The organism is Streptomyces sp. Tu 3180 (assembly GCF_009852415.1).
Classification (GTDB): Bacteria; Actinomycetota; Actinomycetes; order Streptomycetales; family Streptomycetaceae; genus Streptomyces.
This window is the reverse complement of record NZ_WOXS01000002.1, coordinates 3,833,251-3,852,286: the sequence shown is the minus strand read 5'-3', so window position 1 is coordinate 3,852,286 and position 19,036 is coordinate 3,833,251. Positions and strand designations below refer to the sequence as shown.

General features: G+C 75.4%; 18 protein-coding genes and 1 pseudogene. 10 read left to right on the top strand and 9 right to left on the bottom strand.

Going from position 1 to position 19,036, the window contains the following annotated elements; genetic code table 11:
• Positions 1–102 precede the first annotated feature (102 nt).
• Positions 103–1,049: pseudogene (locus tag GL259_RS18125) on the bottom strand (MurR/RpiR family transcriptional regulator).
• A gap of 68 nt (positions 1,050–1,117) precedes the next feature.
• Here GL259_RS18125 and GL259_RS18120 point away from each other — a divergent pair.
• Positions 1,118–1,513 carry a hypothetical protein gene (locus GL259_RS18120; protein ID WP_159534091.1) on the top strand — a complete coding sequence of 132 codons (396 nt, stop codon included), beginning with the start codon at positions 1,118–1,120 and terminating at the stop codon, positions 1,511–1,513.
• Positions 1,510–1,788, top strand: coding sequence for a DUF4031 domain-containing protein (locus tag GL259_RS18115; RefSeq protein WP_159534089.1), 279 nt, complete (start codon positions 1,510–1,512; stop codon positions 1,786–1,788). The genes GL259_RS18120 and GL259_RS18115 overlap by 4 nt, the downstream gene beginning before the upstream one ends.
• On the opposite strand, the gene GL259_RS18110 is transcribed toward GL259_RS18115, so the two are convergent.
• Together GL259_RS18110 and GL259_RS18105 are read right to left on the bottom strand one after the other, a co-directional pair.
• A complete protein-coding gene (locus GL259_RS18110) occupies positions 1,770–2,831 on the bottom strand; it encodes a GNAT family N-acetyltransferase (RefSeq protein WP_159538735.1) in 1,062 nt (353 codons plus the stop codon). The genes GL259_RS18115 and GL259_RS18110 overlap by 19 nt on opposite strands.
• A gap of 34 nt (positions 2,832–2,865) precedes the next feature.
• Positions 2,866–3,528 carry a hypothetical protein gene (locus tag GL259_RS18105; protein WP_159534087.1) on the bottom strand — a complete coding sequence of 221 codons (663 nt, stop codon included), beginning with the start codon at positions 3,526–3,528 and terminating at the stop codon, positions 2,866–2,868.
• 275 nt (positions 3,529–3,803) lie between these two features.
• Between GL259_RS18105 and GL259_RS18100 the strand changes: the two genes are divergently transcribed.
• The 3 genes from GL259_RS18100 (at position 3,804) to GL259_RS18090 (ending at position 6,315) form a co-directional block, all read left to right on the top strand.
• A complete protein-coding gene (locus tag GL259_RS18100; protein WP_159534085.1) occupies positions 3,804–4,667 on the top strand; it encodes an alpha/beta fold hydrolase in 864 nt (287 codons plus the stop codon).
• Positions 4,668–4,793: 126 nt separating this feature from the next.
• Positions 4,794–5,474 carry a maleylpyruvate isomerase family mycothiol-dependent enzyme gene (locus GL259_RS18095; protein WP_159534083.1) on the top strand — a complete coding sequence of 227 codons (681 nt, stop codon included), beginning with the start codon at positions 4,794–4,796 and terminating at the stop codon, positions 5,472–5,474.
• Positions 5,475–5,610: 136 nt separating this feature from the next.
• The gene (locus GL259_RS18090; protein ID WP_159534081.1) at positions 5,611–6,315 is read left to right on the top strand and encodes a copper homeostasis protein CutC; all 705 of its coding nucleotides are present in this window, start codon (positions 5,611–5,613) and stop codon (positions 6,313–6,315) included.
• A 135-nt stretch (positions 6,316–6,450) separates the two neighbouring features.
• On the opposite strand, the gene GL259_RS18085 is transcribed toward GL259_RS18090, so the two are convergent.
• Both GL259_RS18085 and GL259_RS18080 read right to left on the bottom strand, forming a co-directional pair.
• Positions 6,451–8,565 carry an ATP-binding domain-containing protein gene (locus GL259_RS18085; protein WP_159534079.1) on the bottom strand — a complete coding sequence of 705 codons (2,115 nt, stop codon included), beginning with the start codon at positions 8,563–8,565 and terminating at the stop codon, positions 6,451–6,453.
• A 192-nt stretch (positions 8,566–8,757) separates the two neighbouring features.
• Positions 8,758–9,645, bottom strand: a complete 888-nt coding sequence (locus GL259_RS18080) for a helix-turn-helix transcriptional regulator (protein WP_159534077.1) — start codon at positions 9,643–9,645, stop codon at positions 8,758–8,760.
• Positions 9,646–9,738: 93 nt separating this feature from the next.
• Between GL259_RS18080 and GL259_RS18075 the strand changes: the two genes are divergently transcribed.
• Both GL259_RS18075 and GL259_RS18070 read left to right on the top strand, forming a co-directional pair.
• Positions 9,739–10,611: an aldo/keto reductase family oxidoreductase gene (locus GL259_RS18075; RefSeq protein WP_159534075.1), complete on the top strand. Its 873-nt coding sequence runs from the start codon at positions 9,739–9,741 to the stop codon at positions 10,609–10,611.
• Positions 10,612–11,021: 410 nt separating this feature from the next.
• Positions 11,022–11,207: a hypothetical protein gene (locus tag GL259_RS18070; protein WP_208026487.1), complete on the top strand. Its 186-nt coding sequence runs from the start codon at positions 11,022–11,024 to the stop codon at positions 11,205–11,207.
• 17 nt (positions 11,208–11,224) lie between these two features.
• Here GL259_RS18070 and GL259_RS18065 read toward each other — a convergent pair whose 3' ends face one another.
• The 3 genes from GL259_RS18065 to GL259_RS18055 all read right to left on the bottom strand — a co-directional run bounded on the left by GL259_RS18065 (position 11,225) and on the right by GL259_RS18055 (position 16,315).
• On the bottom strand, positions 11,225–12,868 hold the full coding sequence (locus GL259_RS18065; protein ID WP_159534071.1) for a DNA repair helicase XPB: 1,644 nt from the start codon (positions 12,866–12,868) through the stop codon (positions 11,225–11,227).
• Positions 12,869–12,967: 99 nt separating this feature from the next.
• A complete protein-coding gene (locus GL259_RS18060; protein ID WP_159534069.1) occupies positions 12,968–13,150 on the bottom strand; it encodes a hypothetical protein in 183 nt (60 codons plus the stop codon).
• 540 nt (positions 13,151–13,690) lie between these two features.
• Complete coding sequence (locus GL259_RS18055; protein WP_159534067.1) at positions 13,691–16,315, bottom strand: helicase C-terminal domain-containing protein; 2,625 nt, start codon at positions 16,313–16,315, stop codon at positions 13,691–13,693.
• Positions 16,316–16,446: 131 nt separating this feature from the next.
• On the opposite strand from GL259_RS18055, the gene GL259_RS18050 reads away from it, so the two are divergent.
• The gene (locus GL259_RS18050) at positions 16,447–17,478 is read left to right on the top strand and encodes a hypothetical protein (protein WP_159534065.1); all 1,032 of its coding nucleotides are present in this window, start codon (positions 16,447–16,449) and stop codon (positions 17,476–17,478) included.
• A 136-nt stretch (positions 17,479–17,614) separates the two neighbouring features.
• Entirely contained in the window at positions 17,615–18,259 is a 645-nt protein-coding gene (locus GL259_RS18045) for a haloacid dehalogenase-like hydrolase (protein ID WP_159534063.1), read from the top strand.
• On the opposite strand, the gene GL259_RS18040 is transcribed toward GL259_RS18045, so the two are convergent.
• Entirely contained in the window at positions 18,226–18,486 is a 261-nt protein-coding gene (locus GL259_RS18040) for a hypothetical protein (RefSeq protein ID WP_159534061.1), read from the bottom strand. The two genes, GL259_RS18045 and GL259_RS18040, sit on opposite strands and share 34 nt — an antisense overlap.
• A gap of 165 nt (positions 18,487–18,651) precedes the next feature.
• On the opposite strand from GL259_RS18040, the gene GL259_RS18035 reads away from it, so the two are divergent.
• Positions 18,652–19,035: a cold-shock protein gene (locus GL259_RS18035; protein ID WP_159534059.1), complete on the top strand. Its 384-nt coding sequence runs from the start codon at positions 18,652–18,654 to the stop codon at positions 19,033–19,035.
• Position 19,036 lies beyond the last annotated feature (1 nt).

Here is a 19,036-nt window from a genome sequence, read left to right as displayed (position 1 = left end):
GCGCGACCGGCCGCGCCCCCGCGAACCCCCCCGCAGCTTTCCACGGCCGTCGCCCCTCCTGTGTCCCCCGCGTCCCCGTGTGTCCCCCACGTCTCCCGTGTCCTACCGCGCCACGCTCCGGTGCCGGTGCGCCAGCGCCTCGTACGAGGCCGACAGCGCCGGGGCCGCCGACTCGTACGTGCGCTGGGCGACGCCCACGAACAGGCAGTCCACCACCAGCAGCTGACCGGTCCGGGACGACATCGCGGCCGGGCGCAGCTCGCTCTCGCGGGCCGTGGACGTGGTCAGCACGTGGTCGGCGTACTGCGTGACGGGGCTGTCCGGACGGCCGGTCACCGCCACCGTCGTCGCCCCGTGTTCGAAGGCCACCCGGAGGGGCTCGATGACGTCCCCGGTCGACCCGGAGTGCGTGACGGCGATCGCCACGTCCCCCGCGCGCAGTTGCACCGCGTTGGTGACGGCGAGGTGCGGGTCGCTGTGGGCGTGGGCCATCAGTCCTATGCGCAGGAGCTTCTGCGTGAGGTCCTGGGCGACCAGCCCCGACGCGCCGACGCCGTACACGTCGGTGCGGCGGGCGGCCGCCAGGGCGGCCACGGCCGCGCCGAGCTGGACGGTGTCCAGGCCGGCCGCGGTGTCGGCGAGGGTCTGCTGCTCGTCGTAGGCGAGCTTGGCGACGACATCGGCGATGGGGTCGTCGACCGCGATGTCGGTGGTGATGGCGGGGGCGCGGCCCGACTGCTGCTGGGCGGCCAGGCCGGCCAGCGCCAGGCGCAGGTCGCGGTAGCCCGGATAACCGAGCAGACGGGCGGTGCGCACGACGGTGGCCTCGCTGGTGCCGGTGAGCTCGGCGAGTCCGGTGACCGTGAGGGCCGCGCAGCCCGCCGGGTCGGCGGCGACGGCCTCGGCGACCCGCTGCATGGAACGGGTCATCGACGGAGCCAGCGTGCGCACCTTGGCCGCGAGGGCGGCGGGCGCGGGGGCGCGGGGGCGTCACCGCCGGCGGTACCGCCGGCACGGGGACCGCGCCCGTCTCCGAAAATTTCCTTCACATGCCGGGTCACACGGTGAAAGATATTTTCGGCTCGGCGGTGGGGTCAAGAGTGCGCACAATGGGGACATGGACCCCCACGGTGACCCCCAGGCACACCCTGTCAGCTCTTTGGAACAGGCGCTGCACGCGGCCCGCGCCCTCGTGCTCGCCGATCTGGTCGCACGCGAGGTCGCCGAGGCGGACGTGGTCTCCCTGGTCGAGGAGTCCATCACCCGGCGCCGCTGGTGGGTCCAGCAGTGGCCGGACGGCGTGGGGTTCCTCGCCGGACTGGTCGCCCAGGACGTCCAGGACGCCCTGCTGGACCGGTACGGCCGCTGGCCGCTGTGCCCGGTGTGCGGCTCCGGCGACCCGCACGCGCTGGACGTGGAACCCGAACTCGGCCCCGACCCGCACTGGGTGTGCCACAAGGCGGGCGTGAAGGTCGCGGCGGTGGGCGCGCTGGGCGGGTCGGCCTCCTCGTGACCGTGTACATCGACCCGCCCGTCTGGCCGGGCCACGGCCGGATGTGGTCCCACCTCGTCAGCGACGTCTCCTACGCCGAACTGCACGCCTTCGCCGACCGCCTGGGCGTCCCCCGCCGCGCCTTCGAACGCGACCACTACGACATCCCCCGGCACCGGTACGCCGACGCCGTGCGCGCCGGGGCGGTCGAGGTCAGCAGCCGCGAGGTGGTGCGGCTGCTGCACGGGGCGGGGCTGCGGCGGCGCAAGGGCGCGGCTCAGCCGCGCAGTTCGTAGACGAACTGCGCGCCGTCCTCGGACACGAGGGTGAACCCGGCGCGGGCGACCACGTTCCGGGAGGGCGCGTTCTCCCGCTCGACGGTGGCGACCACGGTCCGCACGCCGTCCTGCTCCAGCGCCCAGGCCGACAGCGCGCGCAGCGCCTCGGTCGCGTAACCCCGGCCGCGGGCACCCTCGGAGAGGTCGTAGCCGATCTCCACGCGGCCGTCCCCGTCCGGGGCGCCGTGGAAGCCCATCGCGCCCACCGCGCGGTCGTCCTCGCGCCGGACCAGCACGTACATGCCCCACTCGGGGCGGAACAGCCCCTCCTCGTACTGCTTCACCACGATCCCGGCGCCCTCGCGCGTGCCCTCGAACGGCCCCGGGCCGACCCAGGCGAACCCGCCGTCGCCGCCCACGGACAGGTCGGCGGCGGCCGCCGGGGTGACGCCCTCCAGGGTGAGCCGCTCGGTCCGCAGCACCGGGTTGTTGCACCAGCGCCAGTCCGTGACGGGCTCCCGGCCCGGCAGCTCGCCGCGCCCGGTGGCCCACAGCAGGGTCCGCCAGGGGGCGGGGCCGGGGCGGACCTGCGGGAAGATCCGGGTGAGGACGAAGGACGCCAGTTCGGCGGGCGGTTCGTACGGCACGCCCAGGCCCTCGGTGATGTCGTGCGTGTGCAGCAGCACCTCGGCCACGGCCATCGCGGCGAAGCCCTCGCGGTTCGCGTGCCGGAAGGGGTACGGGTGGAAGGCGCGGACCGCGCGCGGGGTGGTGCGGACGGCGGCGGCGAGCAGGGCGCCGGTGGTGCCGATCACCTCGAGGACGTCCGTGTTGCCGGCGGCGTCCGGGCCGTCGCCGGCGCCGCCGAGGGTGATCTCGAAGGGCACGTGCGCGTCCCGCGCGCGTGCGGCGAGCCGTCCCGCGTACGTGATGAGGTCCACGGCGATGTGCACCGCCGTCTCCCGGCAGCTCCACTCCAGCCGTCCCGCCCTCACCCCCTCCCAGTCCCGGTCGGCGACCGCCCCCAGCGCCGCCACGCAGCCCGCGACGGCTTCCTCCACCTGTTCCGCTCCCACAGCACGCATGCCCGGCAGGCTATGCGGGCGGTACGGCTCCGGGCGACAGCATTTCCAGCTCGCCGCGCATGTTGTAGCGGGCGGTGGCCTCCCAGTGCTCGCGCCCGTGGGGGGTGCGGAACAGGCGGGGCAGGGCGAGGAGTTGGCGCAGCACGTCGGCCCGGCCCGCGCGGAAGGCGTCGTTCGGCACGAAGTGGTACTCCTCGCGGACGGCGGCGGTGTAGGCGGCGTACGCCGACGGCGGCGAGGCGAGGACCGCCAGGTCGGCGTCGCACAGCACCTGGCCGTCGCGGTCGTCGTCGGCCGGGTCGTGCGTGACGGTGAGCCGGACCAGCCGGGCGACCTCGGCGGTCCTCTCCGCCGGCACCCCGGCCTCGGGCAGCGCCCGCTCGGCCAGCCGCGCCGAGCGCTCCTCGTTCTCGGACCGGTCGGGCTGGTACACGGCGTCGTGGAACCAGGCGGCCAGCCGTACGGCGTCCGGGTCGTCCGCGTACCGCTCCAGCTCGTCGACGCGGTCCAGGACGGCGGTCAGGTGGGCGAGCGTGTGGTAGTGCCGTTGCGGCTCCTGCCAGCGGCCGAGCAGGTTGTCGGCGTAGGGCGCGGGGTCGGGGCCGCCCCCGGGGCCCCGGGCCCCTTCCAGGGCGCGGGCGAAACGGGCACGCAGGGCGTCGGTGTCGGCCATGGGGACATTGTTCCCGGTCGTGCTCCCGGTGCGCGCCCCGGTGCGTCAGGGGTCCGCCCCGGCCCGCACCCCCTCCTCCCGCCGGGTCCGCCGTCCCCGAGCGGCCCGGCGGGCGGGGCGCACCACACAAGCGGAAGGGCCGGTTACGGGTAGTACGGATGATCTTCCGCTGGGTAAGGTGGGCCGCCGGATCTCGCACAACCGTCCGCACGCCGCCCCGGGGCTCCTCGACCGGCCGTGACGCGCGTGCCGCCCCCGTCCAAGGAGACCGGAAGATGAGCAGCCAGACGCAGCCGACGTTCGTCCTCGTCCACGGAGCCTTCGCGAACTCCTTCTCCTTCGCGCCGCTCCAGGCCGAACTCGGCCTCCTCGGGCACCGTTCGGCCGCCGTCGACCTGCCCGGCCACGGATTCGGGGCGACCTACACCCGTGCCTACCAGGCGCCGCAGGACCCCGAAGGGCTCGCCGCCGCGCCCGGCGCGATCAAGGGCGTCACGCTCGCCGACAACGCCGCGCACCTGATCGGGGCCCTGGAACGGGCCAAGCGGAACGGCCCCGTGATCCTGGTCGCCCACAGCCGCGGCGGCATCACCGCCACGGCCGCGGCCAACGCGCGGCCGGACCTGATCGACCGCATCGTCTACGTGGCGGCCTGGTGCCCGGTCGCCCTGGACGTCAACGACTACTACGCCGAGCCGGAGATGGCCACGGTCGACGCCGCCTCCCTGGGCCTGGCGATGGCCGGGAACCCCGCCGAACTCGGCCTGCTCCGCGTCAACTTCCGCACCGCGGACCCGGACGCCCTCGCGGCGTTCAAGGCGGCCTTCCTCGCCGACGGCACCGACGAGGAGTTCCTGACCTTCCTCAACACCTTCCAGCCCGACGAGAACCTGGACGTCGGCACCTCCGCCGACCGGGCGCAGGCCGCGACCTGGGGCCGCGTCCCGAAGACCTTCGTCCGCCTGGCCGACGACGCGAGCATGCCGCTCGTCATGCAGGACCGGCTGATCCGCGAGGGGAACGAGCTGACGCCGGACAACCCGTACGACGTCCGCACCCTCGGGGGCAGCCACCTGAAGTGGCTGGTCGACCCGGCGCCGGCGGCCCGGGTCCTGGGGGAACTCGCCGCAGGCCTCTGACGGCGGCGCCGACCCCTTGGAGCCCGGCCTTCCGGCGAGGGCCGCCGCAGCGCTCCGGGCCGTGAGGAGGCCCCGCCGGCGCCGAGTGCGCGTCGGCGGGGCCTCCCGCGCACTAGCGTGGTGCTCATGACGACTCCCGCGGATGTGCAGAACGTACGAGACCCCGAGCTGCCCGGGCGGCTGCTGACCGTCGAGCGGGACGCGCTGATCCCGCTGCTGCGGGCGAGGGACGACGCCGACTTCGCGCTGCCGGTCGCGGCCTGTCCGGGGTGGACGGTGCGGGACGTGCTGGCGCACTGCTCGGCCGCGTTCACACGGGTCCTGGAGAACCGGTTCGAGAAGGGGGTGTTCTCGCCCGAGTCCAACGACCGGGACATCGCCGAGCGGGCCGGGTGGGACAACCGGCGTGTCGTCGACGAGCTGGAGCGCGGGATGACCGGGGCCGGGCCGGTGATCGCGAAGGCGGGCGGGGCGCTGGACGTGCTCGCGCTGGGGGAGTGGGTGCACGCCGGGGACGTGCGCGAGGCGTTCGGGGAGCCGGGCGCGTACGCGGGCGCCGGCCTGCCCCACGCGCTCGCCCTGCTGGCCCAGGTCACCTCCCTGAAGGGGCACCTCCCGCTGCACGCCGACCTCGACGACGCCGACGAGCCGCTGCGGCTGGGCGACGCCTCGGGGGAGCGGCCCCCGGCCCGCTACATCGGGGACGGGCCGACGCTCGTGCGGCTGTACGCGGGGCGGCCGGTGGACGGCGCCGCGTACGAGCTGGCCGGGGTGGAGGCGGCGGAGCTGAACATCTTCGGGGACTGAGGCGGGGACACCGAGGCCCCGGCGCGGTGCCGGGGGCGCGGATCCCCGGGGTGCGGGCGTAGGCTTGGATTGGACTAGACCTGTAGCCGCCGTCCGATGCCGGTGCGTACCGGCGAACGCCGATGAATGGGGCCCCATGAGCAAGCGTGCAGTCCTGGAGGTGATCGCCCTCGACGTCGAGGACGCGGTCGCCGCCCAGGCGGGAGGTGCGGACCGCCTCGAGCTGGTGACCGACATGGCGGCCGACGGGCTCACCCCGTCGGCCGGGACCGTCGCCGGGATCCGCGGGGCCGTCGACCTCTCGCTGCGGGTGATGCTGCGGCTGGCGGACGGGTTCGCGGCGGGCGACCTCGACCGGCTGGCGGGCGCCGCGTACGAGATGCGCGAGGCCGGGGCGGAGGAGTTCGTGCTCGGGTTCCTCGCCGCGGACGGCGGGGTGGACCTCGACGCGGTGGAGCGGCTCGTCGGCGAGCTGGACGGCTGCCGGTGGACCTTCCACCGCGCGATCGACCGCGCCGCCGACCGGGACGCCCTGCGCAAGCAGCTCGACGGCCTGCCCGGCCTCGACACCTACCTCACGGCGGGCTCGCCGACCGGCGTCGACGACGGCCTCCCCACGCTGTGCGCCGAGGCGGGCCGGCGCGGGGAGCCCGGGTACGAGCAGCAGGTGCTGGTGGGCGGCGGCCTGCGCCTGGAGCACGTGCCCACACTGCTGGAGGCCGGCATCGACGGCTTCCACATCGGCGGGGCGGCCCGTCCGGACGGCTGGGACGGACCCGTCTCGGCCCGGGCCGTCGCACAGTGGCGCAGAGCGGTGGACGGGCAGGGCCCCGGCGACTGACCGCGACCGGCGGCCGGCCGGGGAGCCGGCTGCCACCGGCCGCCGGGTGCGGGAGCCGAACACGACCGGCGGCCGTGACGGGTGGCCACGAGCGGCGGCCGTGACCCGGCGGCCGCACCCGGCGGCCGGACGGGGTCAGGCCAGTTGCTCCGGCAGGGGGGCCGCGTGCGTCACGATCAGCCCGGAGACCGCTCGGGTCAGGGCCACGTACAGGCGGCGCAGACCGGTGCGTTCGTCGGGTTCGCCGTCGACCACGGCCCGGGGCTCGTCCAGGACCACGTAGTCGTACTCCAGGCCCTTCGCCAGGGACGCCGGGACCAGGGTCAGCCGGGTGTCCCGGGTCGTCTCCTCGCCGGGGGCGACCGAGGCGACCGAGGCCGCCGCCAGCTCCTGCGCCAGCTCCGGGATCCGGGCGTCCGCGGCGATCAGGCCGACCGAGCCCTCGTGGCGCAGCAGTTCGCGGCAGGCGGCGACCACGTCTCCGGGTCCCCCGACCCGGCGGACCTCGAAGAAGCCCGGGTTCTCACGGATCGAGGCCACCGGCGTCAGACCCGGCGCGATGTGCGGGAGCAGCCGGGAGGCGTACGTGATGACGTCCGTCGGCACGCGGAAACCGGCCGTCAGCTCCTCGATCACCGCGTCCCGCTTGCCCAGGTGCTCCAGCGCCTCCTCCCAGCTCCGCGTCGCCCACGGCGTGGTGCCCTGGGCCAGGTCGCCGAGGACGGTCGCCGAGCCGGTGGTGCAGCGCCGGCCCACCGCCCGGTACTGCATGGGGGACAGGTCCTGCGCCTCGTCGAGCACCACGTGCCCGAGGGAGGGGGTGCGCCGGACGAGGTCGGCCGCCTCGTCGACCAGCACCGCGTCCGCGGGCGAGAACTTCGCCGACCTCACCGACCGCGCGGGCCCGGCCCACAGGATCGTCTTCTGTTCCTGCTCGTCGAGCAGCCCGCGCGCGTGCTCCGCCAGGAACTCCGGGTCGCCCAGCAGCCGCAGCACCAGCTTCGCCGGGTCGACCGCCGGCCAGATCGTCTTCACCGCCGCCTTCACCGCGCTGTTGCGGGCCACCGCGTCCTGCACCCGGTCGTCCGGCGCCTCGCCGGCCCGCTCCATCTGCACCAGCACCGCGTGCGCGATGCGCTGCGGCAGCGCCTCGCGGGCGGCGCCGTAGCGGATGCCGCGCTCCAGCAACTGCCGGACGATGTCCTCCAGTTCGTACGCCGGAACCCGCCAGCGCCGCGAGCCGCGCACCACCACGACCGGCTCGGTGGGCAGCGTGACGTGGGAGTAGAGGGCCCGCCTCAGCACCTCGGCCATCCGGGCGTCGCCCTTGACGACCGCCGCCGCGGCGTCGTCCGTCCCGCGCACCTCGACGTGCTGCGCCACCAGGTCGTCCACGGTGGCCTGCGCGACCGTCAGCTCGCCCAGCGCCGGCAGCACCTGCTCGATGTAGTGCAGGAAGGACCGGTTCGGCCCGACGACCAGCGTGCCGGTGCGGGCCAGCCGCTCGCGGTGGGCGTACAGCAGATAGGCCACCCGGTGCAGGCCGACGGCGGTCTTCCCGGTGCCGGGACCTCCCTGCACGCACACGCTGCCCGCCAGCCCGGACCGTACGATCTCGTCCTGCTCCGGCTGGATCGTGGCGACGATGTCCCGCATCGGGCCGACGCGGGGACGCTCGATCTCCTGCTGGAGCAGCTTGCTGGTGGTCGCGGCCTCGGCCGGGTCGGACAGGTGCTCGTCCTCGTACGCGGTGAGGGCGCCGCCGGTGTAGCCGAAGCGGCGGCGCAGCGCGACGTCCATCGGGTCCTTCCTGGACGCCCGGTAGAACGGCTGCGAGACCGGCGCCCGCCAGTCGATCACCATCGGGTCGCCGCCCGCGTCGTGCACGTGCCGCCGCCCGATATAGAAGCGCCCGCCCGTCTCCTCCCGCCCTTCCGGTCCGGAAGGCGCTTCGTGCCCCTCCGGTTCCCGCCCCCCTTCGGCCTGCTCCGCGCCGGGGTCGTGCAGGTAGTCGAGGCGGCCGAAGAACAGCGGGGTGTCGCTGAGGTCGGCCAGCGCCTTGACGCGCTCCTCGATCTGGCGTTCCAGTACGGCCGCGTTGACCCAGTTGGCGGTGACGTCGCTGATGTCGAGGGACTCCACGTCCTCGCGCATCGCGCGCAGGGCGGCACGGGACGCGGCGAGGTGGGCGCGCTCGCGGGAGAGGGGGTCGTCGTCGGCCACGGGCTCGACGGGCTCGGCTGCGGGCATGGGCGCGGACACAGGGGTGCCTCCGGGAACCTGCTGGGGTGGCTGCGGGATGCCGGCCGGTTTCCGTCCGGGCGGCGGCGCTCCGTGAGGGGAGGCGGGCAAGAGCGGCGATTCTAGGACGTCCGGCCGGTGGGGTCCAAACGGTTTTCACCCCGGACGGGGGGCGCGGCGGGCGCGCGACCGCGCCGCCGGTCAGCGCGCACCGGGCGAGCCGTGCACCGTCCGCGCGCCGGGAGCGTCGGCCGGCCGCCGTGCCGGTCCCGTGGTCAGCGAGGCGAGCAGGGCCAGCCGTTCGGCGTCCTCGGTGCCCGGCGCGGCGTGGTAGGCGGCGAGCATCAGGCCGTCGGGGCCGTCGACGTCCAGCTTGGACAGGGTGAGGCTCAGCCCGCCGACCTGGGGGTGGTTCATCCGGATCGGCTTGTCGACGACCGGCCGCACGTCGTGGCGTGCCCACACCCTGCGGAACTCGGCGCTCGCCAGGGAGAGTTCACCGACGAGCCGGACGACCCGCGGGTCGTCGGCGTCGGACCCGAGCCGCCTGCGGAAGACGGCGACGCACTGGGCCGCCGTGCGGTCCCAGTCCGCGTGCAGGGCCCGCTCGGCGGGATCGAGGAAGAACGAGCGGAGCCGGTTCTCCCCCACCCGCACGCCCGGGACCAGCGCGGAGGCGAGCGGATTGACCGCGATCACGTCGAGGGCCCGGTCCGTCACGAACGCCGGCAGCCCGATCGACTCCAGGAGCTGCGCCGTGGCCGGCGGGACGGACGGGCGCCGGGTCCGGCGGCGGGCACGGGGCCGGGGCGCGGCGAGCTGGTGGAGGTAGGCCGTGGCGGTGTCGTCGAGCCGGAACACCCGGGCGAGCGCGTCGAGGACCTGCGCCGACGGATTGCGGTCGCGGCCCTGCTCCAGCCGCAGGTAGTAGTCGGAGCTGATGCCGGCGAGCAGGGCGACCTCCTCACGGCGCAGCCCCGGCACCCGGCGTACTCCGTGCGCCGGCAGCCCCATGTCCGCGGGGGTCACCAGATCCCGGCGCGCCCGGAGGTAGTCACCGAGCCGGTTCTCCTCAGACATGCGCTCCATCGTAGGCGCGCGGGGCGGTTCGTCCCTGGCCCTGTCACTCCCAGGATCGGCGGGGACCTGGGCGGACCGGCCGCCGGCGTGGACGGTGGGGGCATGAGCACTCGGACCACACCTCTCCCCGGCGGCACCTGGACGATGGGCGACCTGACCGTCACCCGGTTCGGATACGGGGCCATGCAACTGGCGGGACCGGGCGTGACGGGGCCGCCGGCCGATCACGACGGCGCGCTCGCGGTGCTGCGCGAGGCCGTGCGCCTCGGCATCACCCACATCGACACCGCCGACGCCTACGGACCGCACGTCACCAACCGGCTGATCCGTGAGGCGCTGCACCCCTACCCCGGCTCGCTGCACATCGTCACCAAGGTCGGCGCGCACCGCGACGCCGAGGGCGGCTGGCCCCCGGCCCGGGAGCCGGACGACCTGCGCCGGTCCGTCCACGACAACCTGGAGAACCTCGGCGTCGAGACGCTGGACCTGGTGAACCTGCGGCTCGGCGACGCCTCGGGGCCCCGGCCGGGCTCGCTCGCGAAGGCGTACGAGACCCTCGTCGAGCTCCAGCGGCAGGGCCTGATCCGCCACCTCGGCCTGAGCAACGCGACCGCCGACCAGATCGCCGAGGCGCAGGCCATCGCCCCGTTCGTCTGCGTGCAGAACCACTACAACCTCGCCCACCGCCAGGACGACGACCTCGTCGACCGGCTCGCCGAACAGGGCGTCGCCTACGTGCCGTTCTTCCCCCTCGGCGGTTTCACGCCCCTGCAGTCCGCCACGCTCTCGGCCGTGGCCGCCCGGCACGGCACCCGCCCGATGTCGGTCGCCCTCGCCTGGCTGCTGCACCGGTCCCCCAACATCCTGCTGATCCCCGGGACCTCGTCGGTGGCGCACCTGCGGGAGAACATCGCCGGAGCGGGCCTCACCCTGTCCGGGGAGGACCTCGCCGCGCTCGACACGATCGGCCGCTGAGCGCCCGGCGCGGACCGGGCCGCCGGCCTGCCCGCCCACCGCGGACCGGGCCGCCGGCCCACCGGTCGCGGCCCCGGCGCCTCGGGCGGGCCCCGCCGCCCGCCTAGGGGGTGCCGTTTGGATCTTGCCGGGGCCGCGGGGCCCGGCACGCGCATCTGCGGCGTTGTCGTCGGTTGCCGGGGCTCCGCCCTGGCGCCCTCCTCCGCCTTGCGTCCGCGCGCACCAGACCCCGCTCGGGTCGGTCCGCAGGGCACCGTTGCCCGGAGCCGGCCCGATCCGAACGACACCCCCTAGGGGAGACCCCGCCCTGCCCGAGGGGGACGGCTCGTCCCGGAGGCGTACGCGCGGGCCGTGCGGACCGGGCCCTCGGACCGATGCCCGCCGCATGCCCGAAGAGTCACCCTGGGGACATGAGCGCAGCGACCGTCCACCCAGTCCCGCCGCCGGTCCGGCCGACCGGCGCCGCACCGGTCCGGGGCAGCCACCCGCACCGCCTCGGCGACGCCCTGCACGCCGTGAGGGTGTTCCTCGGCGCCGCCTTCGACGTGGTCGTCCTCGGCGAGTACGGCGAGGAGGCGGGCGTGCGCCGCAGGTAGGACGCCCGCCCGTCCGCTCAGCTCTCGGCGAGGAGCTCGTCCGCGTCCATGATCCGGTACGCGTACCCCTGCTCCGCCAGGAACCGCTGGCGGTGCGCCGCGAAGTCCTGGTCGAGGGTGTCCCGGGCGACCACGGAGTAGAAGTGGGCCTGGTGCCCGTCCGCCTTCGGCCGCAGCACCCGGCCGAGCCGCTGGGCCTCCTCCTGCCGCGACCCGAAGGTGCCCGACACCTGGATCGCCACCGTCGCCTCCGGCAGGTCGATCGAGAAGTTCGCGACCTTGGACACGACCAGCACGCTGATCTCGCCCTCCCGGAACGCGTCGAACAGCTTCTCCCGCTGGGCGTTCGACGTCTCGCCCTTGATCACCGGCGCGTTCAGGTGCTCGCCCAGTTCGTCCAGCTGGTCGATGTACTGCCCGATGACGAGGATCTGCTGGCCGGCGAAGCGCCGGACGATCGCCTCCGTCACCTTCCGCTTGGTCGCGGTCGTCGCGCAGAAGCGGTACTTCTCCTCCGTCTCGGCGGTGGCGTACGCCAGCCGCTCGGAGTCGGTGAGGCTGACCCGGACCTCCACGCAGTCGGCCGGGGCGATGTAGCCCTGAGCCTCGATCTCCTTCCACGGGGCGTCGAACCGCTTGGGCCCGATCAGCGAGAACACGTCCGACTCGCGGCCGTCCTCGCGCACCAGCGTCGCCGTCAGCCCGAGCCGCCGCCGCGCCTGCAGATCCGCCGTGAACTTGAAGACGGGGGCGGGCAGCAGGTGCACCTCGTCGTAGAGGATCAGTCCCCAGTCGCGGGAGTCGAACAGCTCCAGGTGGGGGTAGACGCCCTTCCGCCTGGTCGTCAGCACCTGGTAGGTGGCGATGGTGACGGGGCGGATCTCCTTCTTCGTCCCGCTGTACTCACCGATCTCGTCCTCGGTCAGCGAGGTCCGCCGCACCAGCTCGTGCTTCCACTGGCGGGCCGAGACGGTGTTGGTGACCAGGATCAGCGTGGTGGACTTCGCCTGCGCCATCGAACCGGCGCCGACCAGCGTCTTGCCCGCGCCGCAGGGGAGGACCACCACGCCGGAGCCGCCGTGCCAGAAGTTCTCCACGGCCTGCTTCTGGTACGGCCGCAGCTTCCACCCCTCCTCGCGCAGCTCGATCGGGTGCGCCTCGCCGTCCACGTACCCGGCGAGGTCCTCGGCGGGCCAGCCCAGCTTCAGCAGCACCTGCTTGATCTGCCCCCGCTCCGAGGGGTGCACGACGACGGTGTCCGGGTCGATGCGGGCGCCGACGAGGGGGGCGATCCGCTTGGAGCGCAGCACCTCCTCCAGCACCGGCCGGTCGGTGCTGGTGAGGACGAGACCGTGCGCCGGGTGCTTGACCAGGCTGAGCCGGCCGTAGCGGTCCATGGTGTCGGCGATGTCCACGAGCAGCGCGTGCGGCACCGGATAGCGGCTGTACTGCACCAGCGCGTCGACGACCTGTTCGGCGTCGTGCCCGGCCGCCCGCGCGTTCCACAGGCCGAGCGGGGTCACCCGGTAGGTGTGGATGTGCTCGGGCGCCCGCTCCAGCTCGGCGAACGGCGCGATGGCACGACGGCAGTCGTCGGCCTGCTCGTGGTCGACCTCGAGGAGGAGGGTCTTGTCGGACTGGACGATGAGCGGACCGTTCACGCGTGGCTGCCTTTCTGCTGACGGGCCCGGCACGGGCACAGCACGGCCAAACGTCCAGTCTGCCCGATGACCCGCTCCCGGTGTCCCGAGCGGACCGGGCTACTTGAGTGCGGGCAGCGTGAGGTTGTTCACCAGCGGGCCCTCGACGGCCACCCCCTCGCCGACGGCCGGAAGGGGCAGCGGCAGCGCGGCGGCGGCGGGGGCGAGCACCGCGGTGAGCGCCACGGAGGCGAGACAGACGGCGAGGGCGGTACGGGGACGGAAGCGGATCTTCGAACGCACGGCACACCTTTCACTGCACTTCGAACGTCACGGGGCTTCGAATGTCACGGGGCTTCGAATGTCACGGGGCTTCGGACGTCACCGGCTTCGCACGTCTCTGGGTTCCGGACGCCCTTGCGCATCGGACGTCACGGGACTTCGGACGGCCGGTTTCCGCGCTTCGGACGGCCGACGGGGACGGGCCGGTCCCGGGGACGGGGACCGGCCCGCTGTGAACACGAGAACGGAGAGTGTCAGACCGGGGGACGCGTCAGAAGGTCACGCCTCCACCGAGGTCGATGCCGAACGCGGCGGCCTCGGTGGCGAATGCTCCGAGCAGCGCGACGGTGGACGTCAGAACGGCGGCGGCACGACGAACGGCACGCATGAGGACTTCCTTCCTGTTGTGCGCGAACGGGAGCCGGTGGTCTCCGGTCCCGTTCAGGACACCCGTTGGCTGCCCAGCGGTCCGCGGCGGGATGCGGACGCGCCGCGAACCTCGCTCATCGGGGGGAACGGCCCGGCGTGGCGTGCATGAAGTCCGCCGTACACCCGGAAGTGTCAGCCCTCGTCGTCCGCGAGTTCGGCGACCCCGGTGATCCGGTGCAGCGGATACGTCCGCATCCCGTCGGCGGTGTGGTCGTACCCCGTGACGAAGCCGCCCTCGACGCGGACCGGGGCGATCACGCGCCGGCTCGCCGCGCCCTCGGCGTTGACGTAGCCGATCCACAGCGCCTCGCCGGTGAGGACGGCCGCCTGCAGGGTGGCGAGGGTCTCGGCGGCCGCGGTGCGCGGCAGCTCGCCGCCCGCGGTCCGGTCGCCGGCGGGCGTCCTGATCGTGGCGGTGGAGGCGCGGTCGCCGGCGCGGACGGCCCGGATCGCCGCCGCGAGCAGGGTGTCGTCGGGCACCGGGGGCCCGTCCGGGACCGGCTCGGGCGCCGAGCGCGGCGGGGTGCGGCGGGCGTCGGCGCGGGTGACCAGGACGTCGCCCTCGGCGGACTCGGCGGCCGGCGCGAACCCCATCGCGCGCAGCCCCTCCAGCAGGCCGGCCGGATCGGCCTGCGCGGCCAGCACGGTCGGCGCCAGCCGGCGCAGCCCCAGCCCGGCGGCCCGCTTGTCGGCGAGGATCTCGCCGAGCACCGCGTCGTCGTCGCAGCGCACGTACGCCGAGGCGGCGCCCACCCGCAGCTGCCCGTGCCTGCGGGCCACGTCGTCGATGAGGTACGCGAGCGGCTGCGGCACCGGCGTACGGGAGTGCGCGGCGAGGAAGGCGTGCAGGTCGGCGGCGGTCCGCCCGGCGTCCAGGGCGCGCCGCACCGAGCCGGGCGTGAACCGGTAGACGGTCGCGCCACCCTTCGACTCCACGTCCGCCAGCACGCCCAGCACCTCGGCGAGCGGCCGCTGCAACGGGCCCGGCGCCACCGCCGTCAGGTCGGCCTGGAGGAGCACGTGGTCCAGCGGTTCGGGCAGCAGCGGCGCGAGCAGGCGGGCGGCGGCGGCCGCGGCCGTGGCCTGTTCGGCGGGGGAGAGCGGGGCCGGCGGCGGCACGGGCCGGTGGTGGAAGGGCAGCTTGTCGCCCGGCCCCTCCGGTTCCGCCTCCGGATGCCGGGGCGCGGGAGCCCCGAGCAGGGCCCGCCCGTGCGCGGACAGGGCGCCGCGCCCGGTGATCCCCAGCATCTCGGCCTCGTCGAGGGTCCACAGGGCGATCCGCGAGCGCGGATCGTCCCCGCCGCCGTCGGCCGCGGGACCGCCCGCGGCCTCCGCCGGCGGGCGTCCCGTGCCGCGCCCCCTCTCGGCCGGCGCGCCCCACGCGCCGCCCCGCCCGCCGCGCGGCGGGCGCTCCCACCGCAGCCGGGCCAGCACCGAACCGGGGTCCGCGGCGGCCCCCTCCGGCAGCCCGGCCAGCAGCGCCAGCACCCGGTGCCGCACCTCGGGCGCCGCCGACCGGTCCAGCCCCGGCCCCAGCGCCGACAACGTACGGTCCTTCGCGTCCCGCCCGCCGACCAGCCCGGCCGTCCGCGTCGCCGCCAGCCACGCCGTCACCAGCCGCGCCCAGCGCTCGGCGGCGGGCCGCTCGCGCCACTCGTCGTACGCCGGGGTGGCCGCGTACCGCTCGTCCGCCTCCCCGTCGGAGGCCAGCAGACCGGCGGCGTAGGCGAGTTCCACCCAGAACGCGGCCACCGGCTCCGGCACGTCCAGGGCGACGGCGGTCCGCTTCAGGTCCCGCACGCTCAGGCCCCCGGCCCGCAGCACCGCCGGACCGCCCTCGTCCCAGTCCTTCAGCAGCTCCTCCACGGTCGCCAGCGCCGCGTACGCCTGCCCGGCCGCCGTCGCGTCCACGACCTGCGGACGGTGGGTGGCGGCGGCCTCGACGGCCGGCGGCACCGGCTCCGGCACGCGGTGCGCGCGCCCGCCCCGCAGGTGCAGGGCGACCTCGCGCGGCAGGACGACCGTCCCGGGCGCCGTCGGCAGCAGCAGCCCCCGGTCCAGCAGCCAGCGCAGCCGGGGCGCGGGATCGGCGGTGACCTGCCCGTACGGCGGGCCCCAGACCAGCCGGTCCAGCACCTCCACGGACTCGTGCGGCGCCTGGTCGAGCAGCGCGGCCATCCGCGTCCGGTCGCGGAACAGGGCGGTGAGGGAGGCGACGGCGGAGACGGAGTCGTGCGTGGACGGCAGCCCCGCCGTCGCCACGATCTCCTGGATCCGCCCCGGCGACATCCCGGCGGTGGCCTCCTGCACCGAGGGGCCGAGCCCCGTGGGCGACGGGTGCTGCGGCGACGGCGACAGCAGTTCACGGGCGGTGCGCACCAGCCGCAGCCGGTCGTCGCCGCCCCACACCAGGGCCTGCTCGCGCAGGGTGCCGAGCGTGTGCGGCAGCGCGGCGGCGACCGCCGGATCGCCGTCGTCGCCCGCCAGCAGCCCGAGCAGCTCCCCGTACGTCGCCGGGTCCGCCGCCACGGCCAGCGCCTGGGCCGTCTGCAGCGCGAACCGGTCCAGCCGCTCCAGCGCCCGGACGACCGAGGCGCGGGTGCCGGCCCGGGTGGCGAGCTGGGTGAGGTCGGCGGGAACGGGCGTGATGAGGTCCGGCCGGCTGCGCAGGAGCGCGGCCAGGGAGGCGTCGTCCCGCTCCCGAAGGGCCTCCGCGAGGGATCGGGGGGCCGCCGCGGGCTTCTCCTCGGTGCTCATCCGCCTCACGGTAGCGGGTGGGTGCGCCGGTGCGGGGCGTGGAGTTGGGACGGCCGGCCGGACTCGGGGTACGGTCGGCGGTACCGTCGTGCGACGGGCGCCCCCAACGCATCCGCCCCGGAGGGGACTTCGTGGGTATCGAGAGTGACCAGGTCGTCTACGAGTACCTGAGCCGCGTCGGCGACGTGGCGCAGCAGCGGCAGCTGCCGTCGGCGGCCCGCATGCGTCTGGTCGCCGGACTGCGCGACGAGATCGACCGGCGCCGCGCGAAGGCGGTGGTGGACTCCCCCGCCGCCGTCCGCCGCATCATCGCCCGCCTCGGCACCCCGGACGAGGTCGTCACGGCGGCCACGGACGCCGCCGGTCCCGACGCGGGCGCGCCCGCCCCGCCCGCCGCCGCCCCGCCCGCCGCCGTCCCGGCCCAGCGGGACCGCGAACCGGCCGGTTCCGGCTCGCCGGCCGACGGTGCGGGCGGCCGCCCGAAGGGCTTCCTGCGCCGTGCCGTCCCCCGCCCCCGCCCGGCCGGGGAACCGGACCCGGCCCCCTCCGGGGCGCCGTCCCCGCCGCACCGGGCCGGCGCGGACGAGCTCGGGGACGGCACCGGCCGGCCCGACTGGTGGCGGGTGGACGACAGCCCCTTCGGCGTGGGCGACGAGGTGCCCGGCTTCGTGGGCGGTGTGGAGATCCCGGAACTGCTCAGGCCCCCGAGGACGAAGGACGCGCCGGAGGAGGAGGCGGCCCCCGAACCGGCCGCTCCGGCCGTGGAGGAGGCCGGGGCCGGGACTCCCCGGCGCCGCCTGCTGCGCCCCCGCCTCCCCTCCGGCGGCTGGAACAACCCGCTGCTCCTGCTCGCCGCGGGCCTGCTGGTCGCGGGCGCCGCGCTCGGCAGCCTCCCCGCGCTGATCCTCGGCTGGCTGATCGTCCACCTCTCCCGCCGCCTGACCCCGGCGCAGGCCAAGTGGGCGGTGCTGGGACTGCCGGGGCTGGTCGCCGCGGCCGGCGTCGTGTGGCTGTGGGGCCGTACGGACGGGCGCTGGGGAGCGCCGATCGCCCAGGGCCACATGAGCGACGCGGTCGCCGAGACCTGGCCGTGGGTGCTGCGCGCGGCGGCCGTCGCCTCCGCGCTCTACCTGGTGTGGCGGGCCCGCGGCCCCCGCGGCTGACGCCCGGGCCCTCCCGTCCGCGCCGTGCCGCACCGCCGGTGCGGCACGGGCCGTCGAGGTGCCCCGCGCACGGTCCGGCGAGGTGCCCGAGGCCGTCCCGGCAGGTGCTCCGCGGTGCCCCGGCACAATGGCTCGCATGGCCTCCACGACCCGCCCCGCGCCCACCGTCGGGTTCGACCTCGACATGACGCTCATCGACTCCCGGCCCGGGATCCGCGCCTGCTACCGGGCGCTCGCCGCGCGGACCGGTACGTACATCGACGCCGACCTGGCGGTCACCCGGCTGGGGCCGCCGCTCGTGGACGAGCTGGCCCACTGGTTCCCGGCGGAGCGGGTCGAGGAGGCGGCGGAGCTGTACCGCGCGATGTACCCGGCGTACGCCGTCGCCGCCACGCCCGCCCTGCCCGGCGCCCGCGGGGCGATCGCGGCGGTGCGGGGGGCGGGCGGGCGCGCGGTCGTCGTCACCGCCAAGTACGAGCCCAACGCCAAGCTGCACCTGGCCCACCTCGGCATCGAGCCGGACGCCGTGATCGGCGACCTGTGGGCCGAGCAGAAGGCGCTCGCGCTGCGCGAGCACGGCGCGGCCGTCTACGTCGGCGACCACGTGGGCGACGTGCGCGGCGCGCGGACCGCCGGCGCGCTGTCGGTCGCGGTCGCCACCGGCCCGTTCGGTCCCGGGGAACTGCGCGCGGCCGGCGCGGACGTCGTCCTCGCCGGTCTGACGGAATTCCCCCGGTGGTTTTCGGACTACCGCTCGGACGACAACGCGGCCCGCGCCTGACGGCGCCCCGCCGCGACCGAGCGCAGGACACCCGCACCGGCCATCAGGAATCCGACGGCCATGAGCATGCTCAATCCGAACATGTACGTCGGGAAAGGCGTCGTTCCGAGGAACAACGGGGCCACCGTGACCAGAGTGGCCACGGCGCCGATGAAGAAGACGAGGGCGCCGGTACGGACCAGGCCGTCACCGGGCGCGGCGGAATTCGCTTGGGTTTTGTCACGCACCGGACCAGGGTAGTTCCCAGCGCGAAGGAACAACCGGGTGACGTCTTGTCTCCGGCCTGAAGACCATTAGCCTGGGAACCGGCGGGTCACCACGGCCCGCCCCAGTGCTATCAAGAGCCGTTTCATCAAGCAGTTTTCCCGACGAGTACGAGGACGAGGACGGACGTGCCCACCGGCAAGGTCAAGTGGTTCAACAGTGAGAAGGGCTTCGGCTTTCTCTCCCGCGACGACGGCGGTGACGTCTTCGTCCATTCCTCGGTCCTCCCCGCCGGAGTCGAGACGCTCAAGCCGGGCCAGCGCGTGGAGTTCGGCGTGGTCGCCGGACAGCGCGGCGACCAGGCCCTCTCCCTGACCCTCCTCGACCCGGCCCCGTCGGTCGCGGCGGCCCAGCGCAAGAAGCCGGACGAGCTGGCCTCCATCGTCCAGGACCTGACGACCCTGCTGGAGAACATCACGCCGCAGCTGGAGCGGGGCCGCTACCCCGACCGCGCGGCCGGCAAGAAGATCGCCGGCCTGCTCCGCGCGGTCGCCGACCAGCTGGACGTCTAGG